The following is a 21,008-nucleotide window of genomic DNA, read 5'->3' as shown; positions in this document are numbered from 1 at the left end:
TTCGCGACCCTGGCCGGACAACGTTGTCAAGCGGAGGTGCGTCCCATGCGGTCGCTGATCGGCGGAATCCGTGCGCGCACAGCGGGCACGGTGGCGGGCGTGATGACGGCGGTGCTGCTGGGCGGCGGCCTGCTGGGACCGCCGGGGGCGACGGCCGCCGCCGCGGCCGGGGACCCCCCGCCCGACCCCACCTCGCTGGTCCATCCCTTCGTGGGCACCGAGAACTTCGGCAACACCTTCCCCGGCGCGAGCGCCCCGTTCGGCATGGTCCAGGTCAGCCCGGACACCGGCGGTCAGGGCGGCTACGACTACGACCAGAACGCCATCCACGGCTTCAGCCAGACCCATCTGTCCGGCGTCGGCTGCGGGGTGGCGGGCGAGCTGCCCATCATGCCGACGACCGGTGCGGTCACCGACGTGGGCCCGGAGCACTACCGCTCCACCTTCAGCCATGACGACGAGGAGGCCACCCCGGGCTACTACCGGGTGGGGCTGAAGAGCTACGGCATCGACGCCGAGCTGACCGCGACCCGGCGCACCGGCTGGCAGCGCTACACCTTCCCGGCCACCGGCGCGGCCAATGTGCTGTTCAACACCGGCAAGGCCAATCAGAACGTCTTCGGCTCCGAGATCCGCGTGGTCGGGGACCGGACCGTCGAGGGCCGGGTGGAGGCCGGGAACTTCTGCGCCGGAAAGGACCGGCACACCGTCTACTTCACCGCCACCTTCGACCGCCCCTTCGCCTCCTACGGCACCTGGCGCGGCACGACCCCCTCCCCCGGTTCCCGCGAGGCGGCCGGAGCGGGCGGCAACGGCGCCTGGGCCAGCTTCGACGCGAGCCAGGACCGGGATGTGGTGGTCAAGGTCGGGCTGTCGTACACCGGACCGGAAGGCGCCCGTAAGAACCTCACGGCCGAGACCGGCGACTCCTACGACTTCGACGCTACCCGCGCCGCGCTGCACGACACCTGGCGCGAGAAGCTCGACGCGATCCGGGTCGGCGGCGGCACCGAGGAGCGGCAGCGCGCCTTCTACACCGCGCTGTACCACGCCCAGTTGCACCCCAATGTGGCGGGCGACGTGGACGGCCGCTACACCGGTTTCGACGGCGCGACCCACACCACCTCCGGCTATACGCCGTACCAGAACTTCTCGCTGTGGGACACCTACCGCCCGCAGAACCAACTGCTGGAGCTGCTGGAGCCGGGGGTGGCCCGCGATGTCGCGCTGTCGGTCGTCGCCATCGGCCGGGACGGTGGCTGGCTGCCGCGCTGGGCGCTGGCCAACAGCGAGACCAACATCATGACGGGCGACCCGGTGACCCCGTTCCTCGTCGAGGCGTGGTCCAAGGGGCTGCTGGCCGGGCATGAGGACGAGGCGTACGCGCTGCTGAAGAAGAACGCGACCAGCACCCCGCCCGCCGACTCCCCCTACAACGGCCGCTCCGGAGTGGACTATTACCGCAAGCTCGGCTACGTCCCCTCGGGGCTGAAGCTCGGCACCGACTGCGCCGACAAGGGCGGTGACAACGACTGCGTCCACCCCGCCTCGGCCACCCTGGAGTACTCCGCCGCGGACGCCGCGCTCGCCCTGATGGCGCGCGGGCTCGGACACCGCGCCGACGCCCGGATGTTCGCCGAGCGCGGCCAGACCTTCCGCACACTGTGGGACCCGTCGATCGGCCACTTCCGGCCGCGCACGGCCGACGGAGCGTGGGTGACCCCGTACGACCCGGTGGAGGCGGGCAAGCAGTTCCACGAGGGCGGCGCCTACCAGTACCAGTGGCTGGTGCCGCAGGACCCGGCCGGTCTGGTGGAGCTGATGGGCGGCAGGCGCGCGGCCGAGAAGCGGCTGGACGACTTCTTCGCCTACGACAAGCTGCTCACCGACCCGGCGGGCACGGCCCGCGATGACTGGATCTCCGCCCCGTACGACTACTACGGCAAGCCCACCTACAACCCGAACAACGAGCCCGATCTGCACGCCCCGTACATGTATCTGTGGGCGGGCGCGCCCGCGAAGGCGGCGACCGCGGTGCGGGCGGCGATGACCCTGTTCACCACCGGGCCGGATGGGATGACCGGCAATGACGACCTCGGCACGATGTCGGCCTGGTACGTCTTCTCCTCGCTGGGCCTGTATCCGACGATGAGCGGCGGGGACTTCCTCGCCCTGTCCAGCCCGCAGTTCGCCTCGTCCGTGGTCCGTATCGGGCACTACGGCGCCCGGCAGGGCGGCACGCTGACGGTCACCGCGCCGGGCGCGAGCGACGCCAAGCGGTATGTCCGCAGCATCTCGCTGGGCGGCCGTCAGGTGGCGCGGACATGGCTGGACTGGGGACAGGTGGCCCACGGCGGGAAGCTGGCCCACCGGCTGTCCACGGAGCCGTCGTCCTGGGGCACCGGCCCGGGCGCGGAGCCGCCGTCGGTGGGCGCCGCCCGCAAGGGCTGATACCGGCCGGTTGTGGTGTAGGTTCTAGGGCCCGCCTGGACACACGGGCCTGGGGGTGTGGTCGAGCGAGGGAGCGGGTGTCCATGCGTGCTGTGGTGTTCGACGACTTCGGGCGCCGGCCCGAGGTCCGGAGCGTCGAGGACCCCGCTCCCTCCCCGCGCGGCGTGGTGATCCGCGTCGAGGCGACCGGGCTGTGCCGCAGCGACTGGCACGGCTGGATGGGACACGACCCGGACATCCGGCTGCCGCATGTCCCCGGCCATGAGCTGGCGGGGGTCATAGAGGAGGTCGGCCCCGACGTCCTCAACTGGCGCCCGGGGCAGCGGGTCACCGTGCCCTTCGTGTGTGCCTGCGGGCGCTGCGCCGCCTGCGCGGAAGGCGCCCAGCAGGTGTGCGAGCGGCAGACGCAGCCGGGGTTCACCCACTGGGGCTCGTTCGCCGAGTACGTCGCGATCGAGAACGCCGACGTGAATCTGGTCGGGATACGCAACGAGCTGTCGTTCACCACGGCCGCCGGTCTGGGCTGCCGCTTCGCCACCGCCTTCCGCGCCGTCGTCGCCCAGGGCCAGGTCGCCCCGGGCGAGTGGGTCGCGGTCCACGGCTGCGGCGGGGTGGGGCTGTCCGCGGTGATGATCGCCGCCGCGGCCGGGGCCCGGGTGGTGGCGGTGGACATCTCACCGGAAGCGCTCGCCCTCGCGGCCCGGTTCGGCGCGGCGGTGTGCGTGGACGTAGCGTCCACGCTGGGCTCGGTGGCGGAGGCGGTCGCGGACGCCACGGGCGGCGGCGCGCATGTCTCGCTGGACGCGCTGGGCTCGCCGCGGACCTGCGCGGCGTCCATCAAAAGCCTGCGCCGCCACGGCCGCCATGTCCAGGTCGGGCTGCTGCCACCGGCCGCCGGGACCCCGATGATCCCGATGGACCGGGTCATCGCGCAGGAGCTGCGCCTGCTGGGCAGCCATGGCATGGCCGCCCACGCCTACGGCCCGATGATGGAGATGGTCGAGGCCGGTTCGCTGCGGCCGGATCTGCTGGTCACCGATGTCATCGGACTGGACGCGGTCCCGGAGGCGCTGTCCACGATGGCGTCGGGTGCCAGGGGCGGGGTCACGGTCATCGAACCGCACCGCCCGCCCCTGGCCGGGAGCTGACGGACCGTTCCGGCGCGGCTGCCGTTCCGGCGCGGCTCTCGCTCCGGAACGGCTCTCGCTCCGGAACGGCTCTCGCTCCGGAACGGCTCTCGCTCCGGAACGGCTCTCGCTTCCCCGCGGCTCTCGCTTCCGCGCGGTTCCTACGGCACCCGTACCGTCCCGCCCGTCACCTCGATCCGGTCGCCCGCCGCCGGATCGGCCGCGATGGGGGGGCACATTGGCCGGGGTCAGCTCGGGGGCGTGCCCCGGCTCACCGCCGCGCGGCACCGTGCGCACGACCTGGCTGGGCGGCAGTTCGGCCCGCCCTTGGAGCCGCTCCCACCTCAGGTCCAGGGCCTGCTGGTAGTAGTAACCGAGCGGGACGTACCGGTTGTCGAACCCGGCGGCCTGGGAGTCGCTGTGGTGGGCGTGGGTGATCTCGGCGTAGCTGACGGCGCCCGGCCCGTCCTGAGCCCGGGAGGCGAGCCCGAGGTACGGCCGCGAGCTGTGGTTGACCGGCACCCTGGTGTCGTCTCGGCCCTGCACGATCAGCGTCGGCTTGCCGTGCAGATCGCCGTCGCGCCGGGTCGCGTCCAGCCCCTCGGCGAGCCGTGCCGCCCAGTCCCGCTCGGCGCGCGGCGCTCCGGGCCGGGGGAAGGCGAGCCGGTAGACGCAGCGCTCTCCCCGCAGGTTGTAGTCGTGCTCACCGCCGGGCCCGACGGAGCGGGCGTCGGCCACCGGCCCGCCGGGCGAGTTCTCGTCGATCAGCACCCCCGGGGCGGGCGCCCGGCCGACGCTGGTGCCGAAGGCGCCGGCCAGCTCCGCCGGGCGGTACGGCACGGGGGACCCGGAGGAGTCGGTGCGGGCCCAGCCGTAGCCGCACAGCGCGTCGTCGACCGAGGCGCGGGCGAAGCTCATCGCATAGGAGGCGGGGGTCTGCGGGTCGTAGTGCGAGACCTGGAGATATCCCGACCGGGGCTGGAACCCGGCGCGCACCAGGGCCTCCTGGGCGAGGCGCGGCAGCCCGTCAGGGCCCGCCCGCTCGGCGTCCCGGCGTGGGATCAGCCGGGGGTCGTCCCCGACGAGGGCGGCGCAGCGGCGGCGGGCGGCGGGCACGTCCAGGGCGGCGTAGCCGGGCGCCGTGGGCTCGGCGAGCGCGGCACACGGCTGGAGGAGTGAGGCCAGCGCGTTGTACCGGATCAGGGGCAGTCCGGCGGCGGGTACGGCCCGCCCGCCCTGGCGGACCCGGATTCCGTCCAGTGGGGCGAGGTTCATCTGCGGTTCGGAGGCCACGACCGCGTCGATGAGCCCGGTGCGGTCGGCCTCGCCCGCGGCGACGGCCGCGCCGCCGCCGTTGGAGACCCCGGTGGCCAGGACCGTGGTGGAGGCGGGGGTGTAGCCCGCCGGGGGCGCTCCGGCGCGCCAGTCGCGGTTCAGTACGGCGAGGGCGAGCCGGATCGAGCGCAGCACATCGCGCCCCCAGGTGGCCTGCGGATTCATCCCGGAATGGGCCATCTTGTAGGCGACGCGGTACGGGTGCTCCGCGTCGAAGCGGGCGCGCTCGGCGTCGCTCAGCCCGGCGTCGAAGGCGGTACGGCCGCGCAGTTCCGCGCGTGGACCGGTGGTTCCGTCGTAGGCCATGACGGTGCCCGAGTGGAGGTCGTCGAAGGCCGCGCCCATCCCCTTGTCGGTGTAGGCGACCGCGCAGCGGTGGTGCAGGCCCCAGGCCCCGGCGGTGCCGACCATGCTGTGGACGCCGCCGAGCCCGGTGGCGGGCGCGGCGACGACGCACGGCCGGGCGCGGTCGATGTCGTCCGGCACCTGTACGACGAAGCTGACGCTGCCGGCGCCGGTGCCCGCCACGGCCCGGTACTCAACGCCCGCGACCTTGCCCTCACCGGGCACCGGTTGGCCCCGGTCGACATCGGGCCCGTACAGCCGCCCGAGGCCGCCGCCGGACCCGGCGGACAGCCCGGCCGAACCCCAGATGGCCTGGCGGCGCAGCTCGGCGGCGGTGGGCCGGTCGGGGTCGGCGGCCCGGGGCATGGGCCCGCGCAGCCCGGTGAAGCCGAGTCCGGCGGTGAGCAGATCGTCGCTCCGCCCGTCGTACCGCTGCTTCGTCAGCTCACTGATGAAGGAGGGAAGCGCGGAGCGGGCGGACGGGGGGCGGTCGGCGGCGTGGGCGAGCGGGGCGGCGAGGGTCGCGGTGAGGGCGAGGGCCAGGGGCAGGGCGGGCAGGCGGCCGGAGTGTGGCATGGGGTGTTCCCTTGGGGTCAGAGCGGCAGGGCGCCCGTCGCGAGGGCGGCGGCGGTCATCACGAGCGTGGTGCCGAAGGCCCAGCGGAAGAGGAAGCGCTGGTGCTCCCCGAGCTGGACACCGCTCATGCTGAGGAGGATGAAGGTCGCGGCGGTGAGCGGGCTCAGCGGGAAGCCGGTGGTCATCTGGCCGAGGACGGCGGCGCGGGCGATCTCGGCGTGGCCGGTGCCGAAGGCGTCGGCGGTCCCGGCGAGCACCGGCAGAACGCCGAAGTAGTAGGCGTCCGGGGTGAGGACGAGGCTCAGCGGCATGCTGGTGACGGCCACGAGCACCGGCAGATGCCCGCCCAGCCCGTCGGGGATGATGTCGACCAGCGCCTCGGCCATCTTCCCGATCATCCCGGTGCCGCCGAGGATGCCGGTGAACACCCCGGCCGCGAAGATCATGGTGATGACGAGCACCACACTCTTGCCGTGCCGCTCCAGCAGCTCCTGCTGGGCCTCCCAGCGGGGGTGGTTGACCAGCAGCGCGAGGACGAAGGCGAAGACGAAGAGCACGGGAAGCGGCATGGCCTCCAGCACCAGGCAGACCAGCAGCGCCACGGTGAGCAGCAGATTGAAGGCGGTGAGCGCGAGGCCGGGGTTGGCGGCGACCCGGGGTGTGCCGGGGCCGTCCCCGACCGCCACCTCGGCCCGCGGGGCGGGATCGAGGGCTTCGAGCCGCCGCCGCTCACGGCGTCCGATGAGGTAGGCGGCCAGGAGCACCCAGGCGATACCGGCGGCGAGGGCGGGCAGCAACGGCGTGATGATGTCGGACGTGTCGATCTTCAGGGCCGCGGCGGCGCGGGCCGTCGGCCCGCCCCACGGAATCATGTTCATCACGCCCGCGCCCAGGCCGACCACCCCGGCGAGCACCAGCCGGCTCATCCCGAGCCGCTGATAGACCGGGAGCATCGCGGAGACGCTGATGAGGAAGGTCGAGGCGCCGTCGCCGTCGAGCCCGACGCACACGGTCAGCACGGCGGTGCCGACCGTGATCCGTACCGGGTCGTTCTTCGCGGCGCGCAGAATGCCGCGGATCAGCGGTTCGAAGAGGCCCGCGTCGATCATCAGGCTGAAGTAGAGCACCGCGAAGGCGATCATGATGCCGGTCGGGGCGACCTTCGACAGCCCGTCGAGCGCCATCGGGCCCAGATCGTCGCCGTATCCGCCGATGACCGCGGTGACCACGGGCGTGAGGACGAGGGCGACCAGCACCGAGACCCGTTTGAACATGGTCAGCAGCAGGAAGCCGCCGATCGTGATGAATCCCAGTGCTGCCAGCATGGCCGCTCGCTTCCTCGTCCGGTCGGGTGCTGCCGAAGAGTTTCCGAGCGGGGAAAGATCCGCGTCCAGCATTGAACACAGATCTATCCATGCGATCTGCGCAACAGTTCCGCCGCGCGCCCCCGCCGCCTACGCTCACGGAGCATGGACGTCACCCTGCGCCAGTTGACCGCGTACGCGGCGGTCGCGCGCGCCGTGAGCTTCACCGCGGCCGCCGCCGAACTGCATGTGTCCCAGTCGTCGCTGAGCCGTGCGGTCGCCGATCTGGAACGGACGCTGGGGATGCGGCTGCTGGAGCGGGACACCCGCAATGTGCGGCTCACCCCGGCGGGCGCCGAGGCGCTGCGGATCGCCGACCAGATCCTCTCCGCGCACCGCGCGGGCCTGGCCCAGCTCGGGCGCTACGGGGCCGGTGAGCGCGGTGCGGTGGCCCTGGCGACCCTGCCCTCGGTCGCGGCCGTGCTGCTGCCGCCGGTGATCTCCGCCTTCCGCGCGCGGCGCCCGGAGATGACCGTACGGCTGCTGGACGGGCTCGAACGCTCGGTGCTGGAGCGGGTGGTCGACGGGGACGCCGACTTCGCGGTCAGCACGGTGGCCCGGCGCGCCCCGGGCGTACGGCTGCGGCCCCTGGTGCGGGACCGCTTCGACGCGGTGCTCCCGGAGCACCATCCGCTGGCCGAGCGGGACGAGGTGACCTGGGAGGAACTGGGCCGGGAGCCGTTTCTCGCGGTGGGCACCGACTCCAGTGTGCGCCGGATGACCGACGCGGCCTTCGCCCAGGCCGGTATGGAGGCGAACCCGACGGCCGAGGCGTCGAACGTTGCCACGGTGGGCGGGCTGGTGGCCGCCGGGCTGGGCGTCTCCGCGCTGCCGGCCCTGGTCCATCCGCTGGTGGTGCCGGGCCGGCTGGTGCGGCGCCCGCTGGTGGCGCCGGTGGTGGAGCGCCGGCTGTATGTCGTCCTGCCGACGCGCCGCACCCTGCCCCCGGGGGCGCGCCGCTTCCTGGACCAGCTGGAGGAGTTCCGCTCCGCCGCCGATGCCCTGCCGGCGGGGGTGGCGTGGGAGGAGACGGACGACGGACCGTGGTGAGGCTGCGGGGGCGACGTTCGTCGACGACGTTCAGCGGCGACGTTCGTCGGCGACGTTCCATAGCGATCCTTGCAAGATCCGCATGAATTGATCCCCTTTCATTGCTGGACGCGCATACACCCCACCCCGCAGCCTGGCCGCATGGAGGACCAGACCAGCACACGGCAAGGACAGCTCACAGGGCTGAAGGTGGTGGAGTTCGCCCATGTGGTGGCGGGCCCGCTCGCCGGGGGGATGCTCGCCGACCAGGGGGCGGACGTCGTCCACGTGGAGCCGCCGGGCTCCGGTGACGCGGCGAGGGCGATGGGGCCGCGGCGCGACGGCGTTCCGCTCTGGTTCAAGGTGGCGGGCCGCAACAAGCGCTCGGTGACGCTGGATCTGCATTACGAGGAGGGCCGGGAGGTCGCCCGGGATCTGATCGCCTGGGCCGATGTGGTGATCGTGACGCTCCGGGCGGGCCGCCTGCGCGCCTGGGGCCTGGACTGGGAGGCCGTCCACGCGCTCAACCCCACCGCGATCCTGCTGCAGATCTCCGGCTTCGGCGCGACCTCTTCCCGCGCCGACGCGCCCGGCTTCGGGAAGATGGGCGAGGCCCGCAGCGGGGTGGTCCATCTGACCGGCTTCCCGGACGGCCCGCCCGTGCACACCGGTTTCTCGCACGGCGACGCGGTCACCGGGCTGATGGGCGCGTTCGCGATCCTGGCCGCCGTGCACCGTCGTGACACCGATCCGGACTTCGAGGGCGAGTGGATCGACCTGGCGCTGTTCGAGCCGCTGTACCGCCTGGTGGAGTGGCAGATCATCGCCTACGACCAGCTCGGCACGGCCCCCGAGCGGGCGGGCAACCAGCTGGCCGTCGCCCCGGCCGCCGTCATCAACACCTACCGCAGCGCCGACGGCGACTGGCTCACCGTCACCTCCGCCACCATCCGCTCGGTGCGCAATGTGGTGCGGCTGCTGGGCCTGCCCGACGAGGAGTTCGCCACCGTGGACCAGCAGCACGCGGGCCGCGAGCGGCTCGACGCGGCGCTGCGGGACTGGGTCGCGGCACGCCCGGCGGCCGAGTGCCTGGCGGCCTTCGAGCGGGCCGAGGTGGTGGCCTCGCGGGTGTTCACCGCCGCCGACATCGCCGCCGACCCGATCTACGCCGAACGCGAGGACATCATCACGGTGGACGACGCCGACCTCGGCCCGGTGCGGATGCAGGCGGTGATCCCGCGCTTCCACCGCTCCCCCGGCACGGTATGGCGGACCGGCCCCGCGCTCGGCGCGGACAACGCGCTGGTCTACGGGGAGTGGCTGGGCATCGACGGCGGACGACTGGCGAAACTGGAGGCCGAGGGTGTCATCTGACGGCGCTACGGGCGTGACGGGTGCGACGGGCATGACGGGTGCGACGGGCGTGAGGACGCAGCGCGTCCCCCTGCGCTCCCTGCTCTTCGTGCCCGGCAGCCGGACCGACTGGCTGCCCAAGGCGGAGTCTGCGGGCGCCGACGCGGCCATCCTCGACCTGGAGGACGCCGTACCGGAGGATGGCAAGGCGGCGGCACGCGAGGCCGTGGCCCAGGCCGTGACCGCCGACCAGATGACGGACGGAACGCCCGGTCCGATGCGGCTGCTCGTACGGATCAACGCGCTGGACGGCGCCACGGGCTGGCAGGGCGCCGACGACCTGCGAGCGGTGGCCCGCCCCGGGCTCTACGGCATCGTGCTGCCCAAGGTGAGCGGCCCGGAGGACGTGACCACCGCCGACCGGCTGCTGGCGTGGTGCGAGCGCGAACACGGCCTCCCCGAGGGCCATTTCGCCCTGCTGCCCCTGCTGGAGACGGCGCGCGGACTGCGCGAGGCGTACGCCATCGGCCGGGCCGCCGCCCGGATCGCCCACCTGGGCGCGGTGACCGCCCCGGGCGGGGACGTGGAGCGGGCGATCGGTTACCGCTGGAGCCCGGAGGGCGAGGAGACCCGTGAACTGCGGGCCCGCGCACTGCTCGACGCACGCGCCGCGGACCGCCCCCATCCGGTGGCCGGACTATGGGCGGACGTGGCGGACCTCGCGGGGCTACGGCGCTTCGCCGAGCAGAACCGCGCCCTCGGGTACGAGGGGATGGCGGTGATCCACCCGTCCCATGTGCCGGTGGTCAACGAGGTGTTCGCACCCGACGCCGAGGAACTTGCCCGCTGTGGCCGACTGATCGCGGCGGTGGAGCGCGCACAGGCCGAGGGTGCCGGGGCGGTGCTCTTCGAGGGGCGGATGGTCGACGAGGCGATGGCCGCCACGGCCCGCCGGACGCTGGCGCTGGCCGGAGCCGATGACCGCGATGGAGGCCAGGGCGGCCGCGGGAGCTCGGCCTCCGTCTGAACGGCAACGGACACCAGCGCGTCCTCGCGGTGCTCACCTACCTAAGCGCCTGACCGACTTGCGCCCCGGGGCCGAGGAGCAGTTTCGCGGCTGCGTCGTCCCGTCGGTGCGCATCGGGCCCGCCACGGCCCTCGCCCGTGCCCGGCCTCGGGGGCCAGGGCCGTTCTCAGTGCGGTCGACAGCGAGTCGAGGGTCGGGGCCGGACCGTCGTGTGCCGCGCCGATGCCGTCAGCGGGCACGGGCATACATCGTCCGGGTCTCCCGTGAGGTCTCCGGCGGCCTCTCGTACCCGCCCGGGTCCGGCCGTACCCGCCAGCACGAGCCCCCCGGAGACACCGTCCCGGGCCTTCAGCTCGTCGTACCGCCCGGCTCTATCTCCTTCGGCGCCTCCGGAAGCAGCCGGTTGACCATCATCTCCGGGGCCGCGTCCATGTCGAGTGCCTTCATGGCGGCAGCAGAGTTGAGATCGTCCCTCTGCTTCGAGTCTGCAACCCGGTCGATGAACGTCGTCGCGATTTCGAGCTTGTGATCGATGTCGATCTTCTTCTCGTTGTCCTCGGCCGCCTTCGTCAGGTTGGCCATGGTCCGCTTCGAGTGGAGCGCCAGCGCTCCACCGCCGACCGTGATCAGTGCACCCGTCAGACTCGTCACCAACGGCAGGTAGCTGAGGTCAGGGTTACCGGCGTGAACCAGCGCCAGAACTCCCCCCGCAAGGATGATCAAGGAGCCGCCGGTCATGAACAACACGCTCAGGCGGAACGTCCACTCTGCCTGCTTCAGCGTGTGGTTCAGGAAGTCGAAGTGGAACTTCTGTCGCCGTTCGGGAAGGCTCAGATCGCGAGAAGCCTGATAAACACTCCCGCTGTTGACACTTCCGTTGATGTGGATGTTGCTGATGACGCCCGACTGCACCACCGAACCGTGCATCATCCCACCAGAGATCTCGGATTCAGGGATGCTGTCATCGTCGTCTGCGGTGTCCGCCACCTTCAGCGCCCCCCGGTCCACAGCAACTGACGTAAAGCCAACTCCGCCAGCATAACGGGAGTACCGGAGTGGGGTCCCCGCTCTCCATAACGGTTGGCCTCAGAAGGGCACGCCGGCGCGCTTGGCCAGCCGCGTAAGCCTCGGGTTGCTGCGTCGGTGCAGCGACGTGAGCACACGCATCAGCTCCTGGCTGGTCGGGTGGACCCGGGCCATCTCCGGCGCGACGTCCCAAGCCGCTTCGAGCGATTCCAGGGCACCGCTCCTGTCGCCCAACGCCAGCTTTGACCGGCTGATGTTCATGTGCAGCGGACCAACGCGCGTGGCCGGAAGCGTCAACCCACCCCGGACCAAGTCGTCCGCCGTGTTGAGGGACTCGCGGTAGTCCTCCATGTCGGAAGCCGTCGAGATGACATGTACGGCCGTGTTCTCGGGCCCAAAGTGAATGCCGTGGTCCTCGATGTCCTCGGGGAACTCCTCGGCCACCTGCCATGCTGCCTCGATGTGCCGTTCGGCGGTTGCTTTCTCCTTGAGCCGACCGGCCAGCGTAAGCCCACGCAGGTGCAGGATGCCCAGACCGTACGCGCGGTCACGTCCCCGGAGCATCGTCTCGGCCTCGACCACTGCCCGGTCCACGATTGCCAACCCGCCAGCGAAGTCACCGGAGTTGAGGAAGGCTCCGGCCTCATCCCGGGCGGCCACCGTGGCGGCGATCGGGTGCGCACGCTCGGCGGCCAGTCGCTGTTTCATGACGGCCAGTTCGGCGAGGTGCATCCAGCGGTGCCGGGCGGCCAGCCAATAGACCACCGAGTACGCATCGGCGACGCGGGTCCAGGCGTCGGGCGACTGGGTGGCGTGCGCGCAGTTGGTGGCGTCGGCCAGCACGCCGGGGAGCTTCTGGAGGACCGCCGAAAACTCCGTGCGGTAGCGGTGCTCGTTCAGCTCGGCCAGCTCGCGCGGAAGGTCTTCGGGGTGTGACGGTGGCGTGTCGGGGATGTCGAACCGCCGAATGGCGTAATTAAGGGCGGCAAGGCTCTTCTCTTCGGCGCGCTCGACGGGCGCCGTGCCCAGCAACTCATCCAGCGTCAAACCCATGGCCTGAGCGAGAGCGGCGGCAATGCCCTGGGTCAGCGCGCGGTCACCTACCTCGATCTTGCTGAGCAGCGAGACCGACACACCTGCACGCCGGGCAAGGGCAACCTGGCTGAAGCCGCGCGCCTTGCGACAGACAGCCACATTCGCACCAGGTCCGGGAATCTTCGTCGCGCTCATAGTGTGCGTCTTCCCCACTCGACTGGCGTTACCTCTCATCCATCATCTCACTCTCAGCACTCATGCGCCTGCGCCCTGTGCAAACGGTGTGCAAGTTCGCTTTGCACGGCGGCAGTTCTCTTATGTGAGACCCATATACGCAAGCGAGACGAGGGATCATGACACAGACAAAAGAGAAGCCACCGACGGTGCTCAGCCACGGCGATCTGCCGTACCCAAAGGGCACACTCGCTGAAGACACCGAGACCGGTTGCACAGGCGAGCTGCAAGGCGTAATTGAGGAGCGCGTCAAGGGCACCGGGAAGCTGTTCAGCCAAACGGCATACATGCGGCCGAGGGGAGGTGGCCTCGAATGGGAAGCCCCTTTGGACCGCATCAGGCCCGCCGACAAGAACGGTTGAGTCTGCCCACCAAGCGCGCTGCCCTGATCAGTCCGGGTGACGTGATCGGCTACGACGGCGAGTGGCGCACGGTCAAGGAGGCGTCGACCGCCCAGGGGCCAATGGGCGGGCTGGCTGTCGTGGTCACCTGGGAGGAGGGCGGCACGGCCCGCTTCCCCGCCGGTGACGAACTCCTCCTGGGAAAACCGGACTCCGTCTGACCAGCGCCTGAGCCCCACCCCGGCCACATGTGGGGTGGGGCTCAGTTGCAACCGGGCGCGTTGATTCAGTCACTCTCCCCGGCGGGCCTCACCGGCGAATACCCGCTCTGCGTCAGTCCGCTCGTCCTGGGCGCCGGGCGCCGCCTGTTCCCCGACGGCTTCGGTCCCATCGCGTTCGGTCTCACCGACGCGACGCCGACGGACAGCGGCGTCATCATCGCCACCTATCGGCCCCTCGAAGGGTAGGACCAACGGGAGGCCCTCTCCCTCATGGCCGAGGGACGCTCCAACGGCGAGATCGCCCGCGGCCTCTATGTCACCGAGGCCGCCGTCAACAAGCATGTCAGCAGCATCCTCCAGAAACTCGACCTCCGCCTGGACGGCCAGGGACACCGACGCGTCCTCGCTGTTCTCGCCTACCTGCGCGCCTGACAGCCCGATGTTCCCGAAACGCGCTCGTGGCGTCAGTCCAGGACCGCCAGATCGAGTCCGCTCAGCCGCTCGGGGTCGGCCAGGATGTCGATCGCCACGATCCTGCCGTCCGTGACCGTGAAGGCCAGCACCGAGAACGGCCGGCCCTCCCGGGAGCTGACCACGCCCACCGCCCCGTTGACGAGCGCGGGACGGGCGAGGAGGCCCGGGCCGCTGAGGCGGGAGAAGGTGAGCGCCTGGTCCGCCACGGCGGCCGCGCCGTGCACCTCGCGCGGGGCGGGCGCGGGAGCGGCTCCGTAGTCGGCGCGCAGGACGACATCCGGGTCGAGTACGGAGATCAGCCCCTCGAAGTCGCCGTCGCGGGCGGCGGCGAGGAAGGCGTTCACGACCTCGCGCTGCCGGGCCAGGTCCGCGTCGGGGACCGGGGCCGCCCCGCGCACCCGGCGGCGGGCGCGGCTGGCGAGCTGACGGGCGGCGGCCGGGGTGCGGTCGACGATAGGGGCGATCTCGTCGAACGGCACGGCGAACAGATCGTGCAGGACGAAGGCCAGCCGTTCCGCGGGGGCCAGCGTCTCCAGGACGACCAGCAGGGCGAGGCCGACGGAGTCGGCGAGCAGCGCCTGGTCCTCGGGGCCGGGCCCGGTCTCACCGCTGATGACCGGGTCGGGGAGACGCACCCCCAGCGGCTCCTCGCGCCGAGCGGTGCGCGAGCGCAGCATGTCCAGGCAGACCCGGCCGACGACGGTGGTCAGCCAGCCGCCCAGGTTCTCCACCGCGGCGGCGTCGGAGCGGCTGAGCCTCAGCCATGCCTCCTGGACGGCGTCCTCCGCCTCGCTCAGCGAGCCGAGCATGCGGTAGGCCACCGCCCGCAGATGGCCGCGGTGGGCCTCGAAGCCCTCCGACAGAAGGTGGTTCTCGCTCATCGGTCACATCCCCTTGTCGCGGACCGCACCGTCACAGGCCACACCGTGCTGACGGATGGGCCGGGTGCGATGTGACGGAGGGGGACGGATTGTTTTGTGTGGGCCCGTGCACCCGTTCAGTCCCTTGACGCACTGCGATCACATCATTACATAAATTGGGAGCGCTCCCATGTCTGTCTTCCACGCCTTCCCAAGGATGGTCCGTCATGCCCCTGTCCCTGTTACCCCGTCCGCGCGGTGCGCGGACCGCCACCGCGCTGCTGACCGGCGCACTGCTGCTGATCGCTGCCCCGTCCGCGCCCGCCGGGGCGGACTCCCCCACGACCCACGCCGCCGCCTCCGCCGCGCCGTCCGCCGTCCAGGTCAATCAGCTCGGATATCTGCCGGACGGCCCCAAACGCGCCACCGTCGTGAGCGCGAGCGCCACCGCCCTGCCCTGGCAGCTGCGCGACGCGGCGGGCCGCACCGCCGCCTCGGGCACCACCACCGTGCGGGGCGCGGACGCCGCCTCCGGGCAGTCCGCCCATCTGGCGGACTTCTCCTCGTACCAGGGGAGGGGCACCGGCTACACCCTCACCGTGGACGGCCGGACCAGCCATCCCTTCGACATCCGCGCGAACCTCTACGACGGGCTGCGCGCGGACGCTATGTCCTTCTTCTACCAGCAGCGCAGTGGTATCCCCATCGAGGCGTCACTGGCCGGTACGGCCTACGCACGCCCGGCGGGCCATCTGGGGGTCGCCCCCAACCGGGGCGACACCGCCGTGCCCTGCGTCAGCGGGGTGTGCGACGATACCCGAGATGTGCGCGGCGGCTGGTACGACGCCGGTGACCAGGGCAAATACGTGGTCAACGGCGGTCTCGCGGTCTGGCAGCTGGTCAACTCCTTCGAGCGCGCGAAGCGCACAGGGCACGCGGCGGCGCTCGGCGACTCCACACTGCGCGTCCCCGAGCGCGGCAACGGGATGCCGGATGTGCTCGACGAGGGGCGCTGGGAGCTGGAGTTCCTGATGCGCATGCAGATCCCGGAGGGCAAGCCACGGGCGGGGATGGCCTTCCACAAGGTCCATGACGCCGCCTGGACCGGGCTGCCCACCCGTCCGGAGCAGGACACCGAGCCGCGCGAGCTGCACGCGCCGTCCACCGCCGCGACCCTCAATCTGGCCGCCGCGGCGGCGCAGTGCGCCCGGGTCTACGCACCGTACGACGCCGCCTTCGCCGCCCGCTGCCTGGACTCCGCGCGCCGCGCCTGGGCCGCCGCGCAGGCGAACCCCGCCGTGCTCGCCCCCGCTTCCGACTCCACCGGCGGCGGTGCGTACGAGGACAACGAGGTGGGCGACGAGTTCTACTGGGCGGCGGCGGAGCTGTACGCCACTACCGGGGAGGCGCGGTACCGGGACGCGGTCACCTCCTCGCCGTACCACACCGCGAGCGATGTGTTCACCCCGCACGGCTTCAGCTGGCAGGCCACCGCGCCCCTCGGCCGGCTCGTCCTGGCCACCGTCCCCAACGGCCTGCCCGCCACCGACCTCGCCCGCGTCCGCGCCTCCGTGGTCTCGGCCGCCGACGCGCAGCTGAGCACGATGGCCGGCCAGGGGTATGGGGTGCCGCTGCCGGCGGACGGTTATGTGTGGGGCTCCAACGGCCAGGTGGCCAACAACGGGACCGTCATGGCCGTCGCCCACGAGCTCACCAAGCAGCGGCGCTACCGCACCGGGGCGCTGGAGACGCTGGACTATCTGCTCGGCCGCAACGCGCTCGGCCAGTCCTACGTCACCGGCTACGGCGAGCACGCCGCTCAGAACCAGCACCACCGCTTCTGGGCGCATCAGTACGACGCCTCGCTGCCGAATCCGCCCGCCGGATCGATCGCGGGCGGCGCCAACGCGGGGCTGCAGGATCCGGTGGCGCAGGAGAAGCTCCCGGGCTGCGCGCCCGCGGCGTGCTACATCGACGACATCGGTTCGTACTCCACCAATGAGGTGGCGATCAACTGGAACGCGCCGCTGGCGTGGCTGGCCGCGTTTGCCGCGGAGCGCGGCTGAGCAGACGGGACAAGCCGACGCGGCGGGCGAGGGGCCACCGGCTCCTCGCCCGCCGTCGCCTCAGCGAGGCAGCTGCGCCTCGATCGCGGCGACGACGTCGTCCGCCTCCGGCTCGGTGCGCGGCCGGAACCGGCCCACGACCTCGCCGTCCGGCGAGATCAGGAACTTCTCGAAGTTCCACTGCACATCCCCCGCCTCGCCCTGCGCGTCCGGCGTCCGCGTCAGCTCGGTGTAGAGCGGATGCCGCTGCTCGCCGTTGACATCGGTCTTCTCCAGCAGCGGGAAGGACACGCCGTAGGTCGTGGAGCAGAACGTCTGGATCTCCTCGCTCGTCCCCGGCTCCTGCCCGGCGAACTGATTGCACGGAACCCCCAACACGGTGAACCCGCGCCCGGCATAACGCTGCTGCAGCCGCTCGAGCCCCTCGTACTGCGGGGTGAGACCGCACTTGGACGCCACATTGACCACCAGCAGCGCCGCGCCCCGATGCTCCCCGAGAGAGGTCGGCTCGCCGGTAAGGGTGTGCAGGGGAATGTCGTACAGGTTCATGGGATCAACCGCCTTCGTCGTTCGGTGGGTGAGCCCAAATCTATGCGCTCACGGGCTCGTGACGCCCGATCACGATATGAACACCAAGCACACACAACCTCTTCACTTTTCAACCAGCGTGACTAAGGTCGGTTCCTCACGTATCGCTCAAGGGGGGACCATGTCCTGGAATAACCAGCCATCACCGGCACCGAGGCGTCCCAGATGGGCACGCAAGCGTGTCGCCGTCCCGGTCGCGGCCATCCTGCTCTTCGCCGGAGTCGGCATAGGGTCGGCCCAGGGCGAGGACGCGAAGGCGGCTGACGGCGACAAGCCCACGCCCAAGGTGACGGTCACCGTCACGGCCAAGCCGGCCCGTGTGAAGGACACCCCCGAACCGGCCCCCACGGTGACGGTCACCAAGACCGTCACCGCGAAGCCGAAGCCGAAGCCCGCGCCCAAGGCGACAAAGAGTGCTGAGGACGACTCGTCCTCCTCCACCAGCGGTGGCGGCACGTCATCCGGCGGATCGTCCTCGTCAAGCTCCGGGGGCGGCGGGTCGTCATCCGGTGGGTCGTCCGGCTCCTCGACCGGGGGATCGTCCAGCAGCACCGGCGGATCGAGCAGCGGTGCCACAGCGCTCTGCAACGACGGCACCTACTCATACGCCGCCCACCACCAGGGCGCGTGCTCGCATCACGGTGGTGTCGCCGTCTTCTACAGGTGATCCGATGCGCCGCTGGGGCGGGCCACAGGGCCCGCCCCAGCGACTGCCGGGTAGCGCCGACGGCGCCACGTGGCGGCCTACTCGGGCGGCGTCGGCGTGTCGTGGCTGCGGTGGTGGGCGGCGAGCCGCTGATACGGCGCTCCACCCATTTAGTAGGCCCCCAACAGCGGACGACCTTGAGACCGTCACGCTAGAGAGGGGTCGAAAACCTTCCGGCCGGAAGATAGCGTCGGGTGATCAACGACTGAAACCCTGCGTCACTTTTGGTGGCGTCGCCGCAGGGAAGACGCCCTGGCGGAGGGGGGTTTTCCTGGGGAGTGTCTAGGGAGCAAGCGACTCAGGGAGGAGGCAGGGAGATGGCCGCCCTGTTGAGGCATCTGACCTTGTCCTCCCCGTTGATCGGTGGCGTGTGCGGGCGTAGTTCCCACCACGGCGCCGGAACCGTTCCAGGGCAGTGAATCGCAGGGGGCGCGCGCGTAGCCAGGTGTGCGACGCATATATCTGCGTGGCATATTCGCGCCCCGCGTGAATTGGTGACTGGCCGTCTAACCCCTGGCCAGAGGCACAGTCGGACAGAGGGGGCTGCAGGCGTACAACTGGTGCCCGCCGACCGTGCCGACGAAGCGGCTGGCGTACAGGGCGAACCCGCAGAGGGCGCAGGCGTAGCCGGCGCGCTGGTCCGCGGTGAGCCGGGCCGGGTCGGGAAGGTCGACGATTTCGGCCCACGCGTAGCCGTCTGGGTGGATGCCGCAGTGGTCGCTATCGCCGAGGGTGAGGTACAGCATGCTGCTGTTCCAGATCTTCACCGAGCGGGAGGAACGCAAAGCGACCGCGGTGGCGACGAACTCCCCGTTCGCAGAGGGGGACAAGATCTTCGGGGATCCGAGGCTCTGCGCAGCCATCGCCGACCGCATCACCTTCCGCGCCACCCTCATCCGCGGAGTGCTGGCTGGCCGGTCAGGGCGAGCGGTGGCGGGCGGGTTCAGCCTCCGGCACCGAGTCCTCCCGCTACCAGGCCACGACTGCGGCGGAGAGCAAGCCCAAGCGGTGACCAGCGGCTCTCCGCGAATGCCGCCAAGACCGCTGGAAGCCCCTGTTGACATGGATGCCGACCCCTACGCCCGGCGCCCCTGGCGCGAGTAGGCGCGCAGTGAGAGCGGGGCGAGAACCACCAGCAGCGCTGCCGACCAGAGCAGAACGGAGGCCACGGGATGTTCCATCGGCCAGGCCCTGTGTCCGGACGCCGCCATCCCGGGATTGCCGAACAGCTCGCGAGAGGCGGCGGTGAGCGCGCTCACCGGATTCCAGTCGGCCAGGAACCGCAACCACGCCGGCATGCCGTCGGTCGGGACGAACGCGTTGGACAGCATCGTCACCGGCAGGAACAGCGTCGCCAGCTGGGTGACCATCTGCTCATTCTTCGCTACGAGGCCCACATAGACGCCCACCCAGCTCAGTGCGTACCGCATCAGCATCAGCAGGAGGAACGCCTCGACCGTGTGGAGCAGGCCGCGGTGCGGCTGCCAGCCCACCAGCAGGCCCGTTCCCGCCATGGCGGCCAGCAGCGGCACGCCGACCACGGAGTCCGCGCCGGTATGCCCGAACGGCACCGCGAGCCGCGCCATCGGCATGGACCGAAACCGGTCCATCACGCCGAGGGAGGCGTCGGCGGCCATCGTCCCCATGACCCCCTGCACCGAGGTGAAGGTCACCATCGCGAACAGGCCCGGCATGAGGAACTCGCGGTAGTCACCGCCGCCCGGCACCTGGATCGCGCTGCCGAACACGTATCCGAACAGCACCACCATGATGACCGGGAACAACAGCGCGGCGATGATCTGCCCGGGCTCCTGGCGCAGCCGTGAGAGCTCGCGCCCGATCAGCGTGAGCCCGTCGGCGAGCGTCCAGCGCAAGCGGCCCGCTGGCGACGTGATGGTGGTCATCCGACGGGCTCCTTCTGGTCGGTGAGGCGCAGGAACACCTCGTCGAGGGTGGGGCGGCGCAGCCGCACGTCGGCGGCGTTGACCCCGGCGCGGTCGAGCTCGCGCACGATGTCGGCCAGCTTGAACCTGCCGCCGGGCAGCGCGACGCTGAGCTGGCCGTCGCCGCTCGTCGTGGGATCGGTTCCGGCCAGGTCGTTGAGCACGGTCACCGCCGGGCCCAGCGCGGTGCGGTCTTCGAGGACGACTTGGAGCTGCTCGCCGATCGTTGCCTTGAGCTCGTCGGGCGTGCCCGTGGCAATGACCTGCCCGTGGTCGATGACGACGATGTCGTTGGCCAGTTGGTCGGCCTCGTCCAGATACTGGGTGGTGAGCAGCACGGTGGTCCCGCTGGCGACCAGTTCGCGGACGCTGTCCCAGATCTCGCCTCGGCTGCGCGGATCCAAGCCGGTGGTCGGCTCGTCCAGGAACAGCACCTCGGGGCGCTGGATGAGACAGGTGATCAGGTCGAGCCGGCGCCGCATGCCGCCCGAGTAACCGGCGACCGGGCGGTCCGCCGCCTCCGTCAGCCCGAAGCGCTCCAGCAGTTCGTCGGCCCGTCGGCGCGCCTGGACACGGGACAGGTGGTAGAGGCGCCCGAACATCTGCAGATTGCTGCGGCCCGTGAGCTTCTCGTCCACCGCTGCGTACTGGCCCGCGAGACCGATCCGGGCGCGGACCTTGTCGGCCTCGCGCACGACGTCGTGTCCGGCGACTCTGGCGTGCCCGGCATCGGGATCGGACAGGGTCGCGAAGATGCGGATGGCGGTCGTCTTTCCCGCACCGTTGGGCCCCAGCACCCCGCAGACCGTTCCTCTGTTGACGCTGAGGTCCAGGCCCCGTAAGGCATGGGTGTCGCCGAAGGACTTGTGCAGCCCCTCGGCGACCACGATCGGATCTGTCACGGTCT

19 protein-coding genes and 3 pseudogenes are annotated in these 21,008 nt (G+C 71.4%); 11 read left to right on the top strand and 11 right to left on the bottom strand.

The window, feature by feature from the left end:
- Nucleotides 1–45: 45 nt before the first annotated feature.
- Both AS97_RS39985 and AS97_RS39980 read left to right on the top strand, forming a co-directional pair.
- The gene (locus AS97_RS39985; RefSeq protein WP_247204638.1) at nt 46–2,451 is read left to right on the top strand and encodes a GH92 family glycosyl hydrolase; all 2,406 of its coding nucleotides are present in this window, start codon (nt 46–48) and stop codon (nt 2,449–2,451) included.
- An 83-nt stretch (nt 2,452–2,534) separates the two neighbouring features.
- Entirely contained in the window at nt 2,535–3,599 is a 1,065-nt protein-coding gene (locus AS97_RS39980; RefSeq protein WP_059146028.1) for a zinc-dependent alcohol dehydrogenase family protein, read from the top strand.
- Between the two features lie 213 nt (nt 3,600–3,812).
- On the opposite strand, the pseudogene AS97_RS47985 reads toward AS97_RS39980, so the two are convergent.
- Both AS97_RS47985 and AS97_RS39975 read right to left on the bottom strand, forming a co-directional pair.
- Nucleotides 3,813–5,834 (bottom strand): annotated as a pseudogene (locus AS97_RS47985) (3-hydroxybutyrate oligomer hydrolase family protein); the annotation flags it as partial.
- A 17-nt stretch (nt 5,835–5,851) separates the two neighbouring features.
- Complete coding sequence (locus AS97_RS39975) at nt 5,852–7,159, bottom strand: citrate:proton symporter (RefSeq protein ID WP_059146030.1); 1,308 nt, start codon at nt 7,157–7,159, stop codon at nt 5,852–5,854.
- Between the two features lie 144 nt (nt 7,160–7,303).
- Here AS97_RS39975 and AS97_RS39970 point away from each other — a divergent pair, with 144 nt between their 5' ends.
- From AS97_RS39970 to AS97_RS39960, 3 genes are all read left to right on the top strand, one after another.
- Nucleotides 7,304–8,248 carry a LysR family transcriptional regulator gene (locus AS97_RS39970; RefSeq protein ID WP_059146031.1) on the top strand — a complete coding sequence of 315 codons (945 nt, stop codon included), beginning with the start codon at nt 7,304–7,306 and terminating at the stop codon, nt 8,246–8,248.
- Between the two features lie 141 nt (nt 8,249–8,389).
- Nucleotides 8,390–9,601 carry a CoA transferase gene (locus tag AS97_RS39965; RefSeq protein ID WP_210566602.1) on the top strand — a complete coding sequence of 404 codons (1,212 nt, stop codon included), beginning with the start codon at nt 8,390–8,392 and terminating at the stop codon, nt 9,599–9,601.
- A 49-nt stretch (nt 9,602–9,650) separates the two neighbouring features.
- Complete coding sequence (locus AS97_RS39960) at nt 9,651–10,607, top strand: CoA ester lyase (RefSeq protein WP_236669652.1); 957 nt, start codon at nt 9,651–9,653, stop codon at nt 10,605–10,607.
- Between the two features lie 37 nt (nt 10,608–10,644).
- Here the strand turns inward: AS97_RS39960 and AS97_RS47980 are convergent.
- The 3 genes and pseudogenes from AS97_RS47980 to AS97_RS39950 all read right to left on the bottom strand — a co-directional run.
- Nucleotides 10,645–10,834, bottom strand: a pseudogene (locus tag AS97_RS47980) (glycosyltransferase); the annotation flags it as partial.
- A 121-nt stretch (nt 10,835–10,955) separates the two neighbouring features.
- On the bottom strand, nt 10,956–11,594 hold the full coding sequence (locus tag AS97_RS39955; RefSeq protein ID WP_247204637.1) for a hypothetical protein: 639 nt from the start codon (nt 11,592–11,594) through the stop codon (nt 10,956–10,958).
- Between the two features lie 99 nt (nt 11,595–11,693).
- Nucleotides 11,694–12,863, bottom strand: coding sequence for a helix-turn-helix domain-containing protein (locus AS97_RS39950; RefSeq protein ID WP_086706783.1), 1,170 nt, complete (start codon nt 12,861–12,863; stop codon nt 11,694–11,696).
- Nucleotides 12,864–13,021: 158 nt separating this feature from the next.
- On the opposite strand from AS97_RS39950, the gene AS97_RS39945 reads away from it, so the two are divergent.
- From AS97_RS39945 to AS97_RS39930, 4 genes and pseudogenes are all read left to right on the top strand, one after another.
- A complete protein-coding gene (locus tag AS97_RS39945) occupies nt 13,022–13,264 on the top strand; it encodes a hypothetical protein (protein WP_079059539.1) in 243 nt (80 codons plus the stop codon).
- Nucleotides 13,216–13,464 (top strand): hypothetical protein, encoded by a 249-nt coding sequence (locus AS97_RS39940; RefSeq protein WP_059146036.1) that lies wholly within the window; start codon nt 13,216–13,218, stop codon nt 13,462–13,464. Before AS97_RS39945 ends, AS97_RS39940 begins: the two co-directional genes overlap by 49 nt.
- 60 nt (nt 13,465–13,524) lie before the next feature.
- A complete protein-coding gene (locus tag AS97_RS39935; RefSeq protein WP_086706785.1) occupies nt 13,525–13,710 on the top strand; it encodes a hypothetical protein in 186 nt (61 codons plus the stop codon).
- 3 nt (nt 13,711–13,713) lie between these two features.
- A pseudogene (locus tag AS97_RS39930) lies at nt 13,714–13,896 on the top strand (LuxR C-terminal-related transcriptional regulator); the annotation flags it as partial.
- Between the two features lie 32 nt (nt 13,897–13,928).
- Here AS97_RS39930 and sigJ read toward each other — a convergent pair.
- Nucleotides 13,929–14,819, bottom strand: a complete 891-nt coding sequence (sigJ, locus tag AS97_RS39925) for an RNA polymerase sigma factor SigJ (RefSeq protein WP_210566601.1) — start codon at nt 14,817–14,819, stop codon at nt 13,929–13,931.
- Between the two features lie 206 nt (nt 14,820–15,025).
- On the opposite strand from sigJ, the gene AS97_RS39920 reads away from it, so the two are divergent.
- Nucleotides 15,026–16,864, top strand: coding sequence for a glycoside hydrolase family 9 protein (locus tag AS97_RS39920; protein ID WP_210566600.1), 1,839 nt, complete (start codon nt 15,026–15,028; stop codon nt 16,862–16,864).
- Nucleotides 16,865–16,924: 60 nt separating this feature from the next.
- Here the strand turns inward: AS97_RS39920 and AS97_RS39915 are convergent, their stop codons facing one another.
- A complete protein-coding gene (locus AS97_RS39915; protein ID WP_059146039.1) occupies nt 16,925–17,413 on the bottom strand; it encodes a glutathione peroxidase in 489 nt (162 codons plus the stop codon).
- A gap of 147 nt (nt 17,414–17,560) precedes the next feature.
- Nucleotides 17,561–17,893, bottom strand: a complete 333-nt coding sequence (locus AS97_RS47975) for a hypothetical protein (protein WP_247204636.1) — start codon at nt 17,891–17,893, stop codon at nt 17,561–17,563.
- On the opposite strand from AS97_RS47975, the gene AS97_RS47970 reads away from it, so the two are divergent.
- Nucleotides 17,802–18,119 (top strand): DUF3761 domain-containing protein, encoded by a 318-nt coding sequence (locus tag AS97_RS47970; RefSeq protein WP_247204635.1) that lies wholly within the window; start codon nt 17,802–17,804, stop codon nt 18,117–18,119. The two genes, AS97_RS47975 and AS97_RS47970, sit on opposite strands and share 92 nt — an antisense overlap.
- 545 nt (nt 18,120–18,664) lie before the next feature.
- Here AS97_RS47970 and AS97_RS39905 read toward each other — a convergent pair.
- The 3 genes from AS97_RS39905 to AS97_RS39890 form a co-directional block, all read right to left on the bottom strand.
- Entirely contained in the window at nt 18,665–19,021 is a 357-nt protein-coding gene (locus tag AS97_RS39905) for a hypothetical protein (RefSeq protein WP_210567472.1), read from the bottom strand.
- Between the two features lie 213 nt (nt 19,022–19,234).
- Entirely contained in the window at nt 19,235–20,062 is an 828-nt protein-coding gene (locus AS97_RS39895) for an ABC transporter permease (protein WP_210566598.1), read from the bottom strand.
- Complete coding sequence (locus tag AS97_RS39890; RefSeq protein ID WP_247204634.1) at nt 20,059–21,003, bottom strand: ATP-binding cassette domain-containing protein; 945 nt, start codon at nt 21,001–21,003, stop codon at nt 20,059–20,061. The genes AS97_RS39895 and AS97_RS39890 overlap by 4 nt, the downstream gene beginning before the upstream one ends.
- Between the last annotated feature and the right edge of the window lie 5 nt (nt 21,004–21,008).

Source organism: Streptomyces sp. AgN23, assembly GCF_001598115.1.
GTDB classification, from domain to species: domain Bacteria; phylum Actinomycetota; class Actinomycetes; order Streptomycetales; family Streptomycetaceae; genus Streptomyces; species Streptomyces antimycoticus.
The sequence above is the reverse complement of the archived record's forward strand: the minus strand, read 5'-3'. Positions and strand labels throughout refer to the sequence as shown.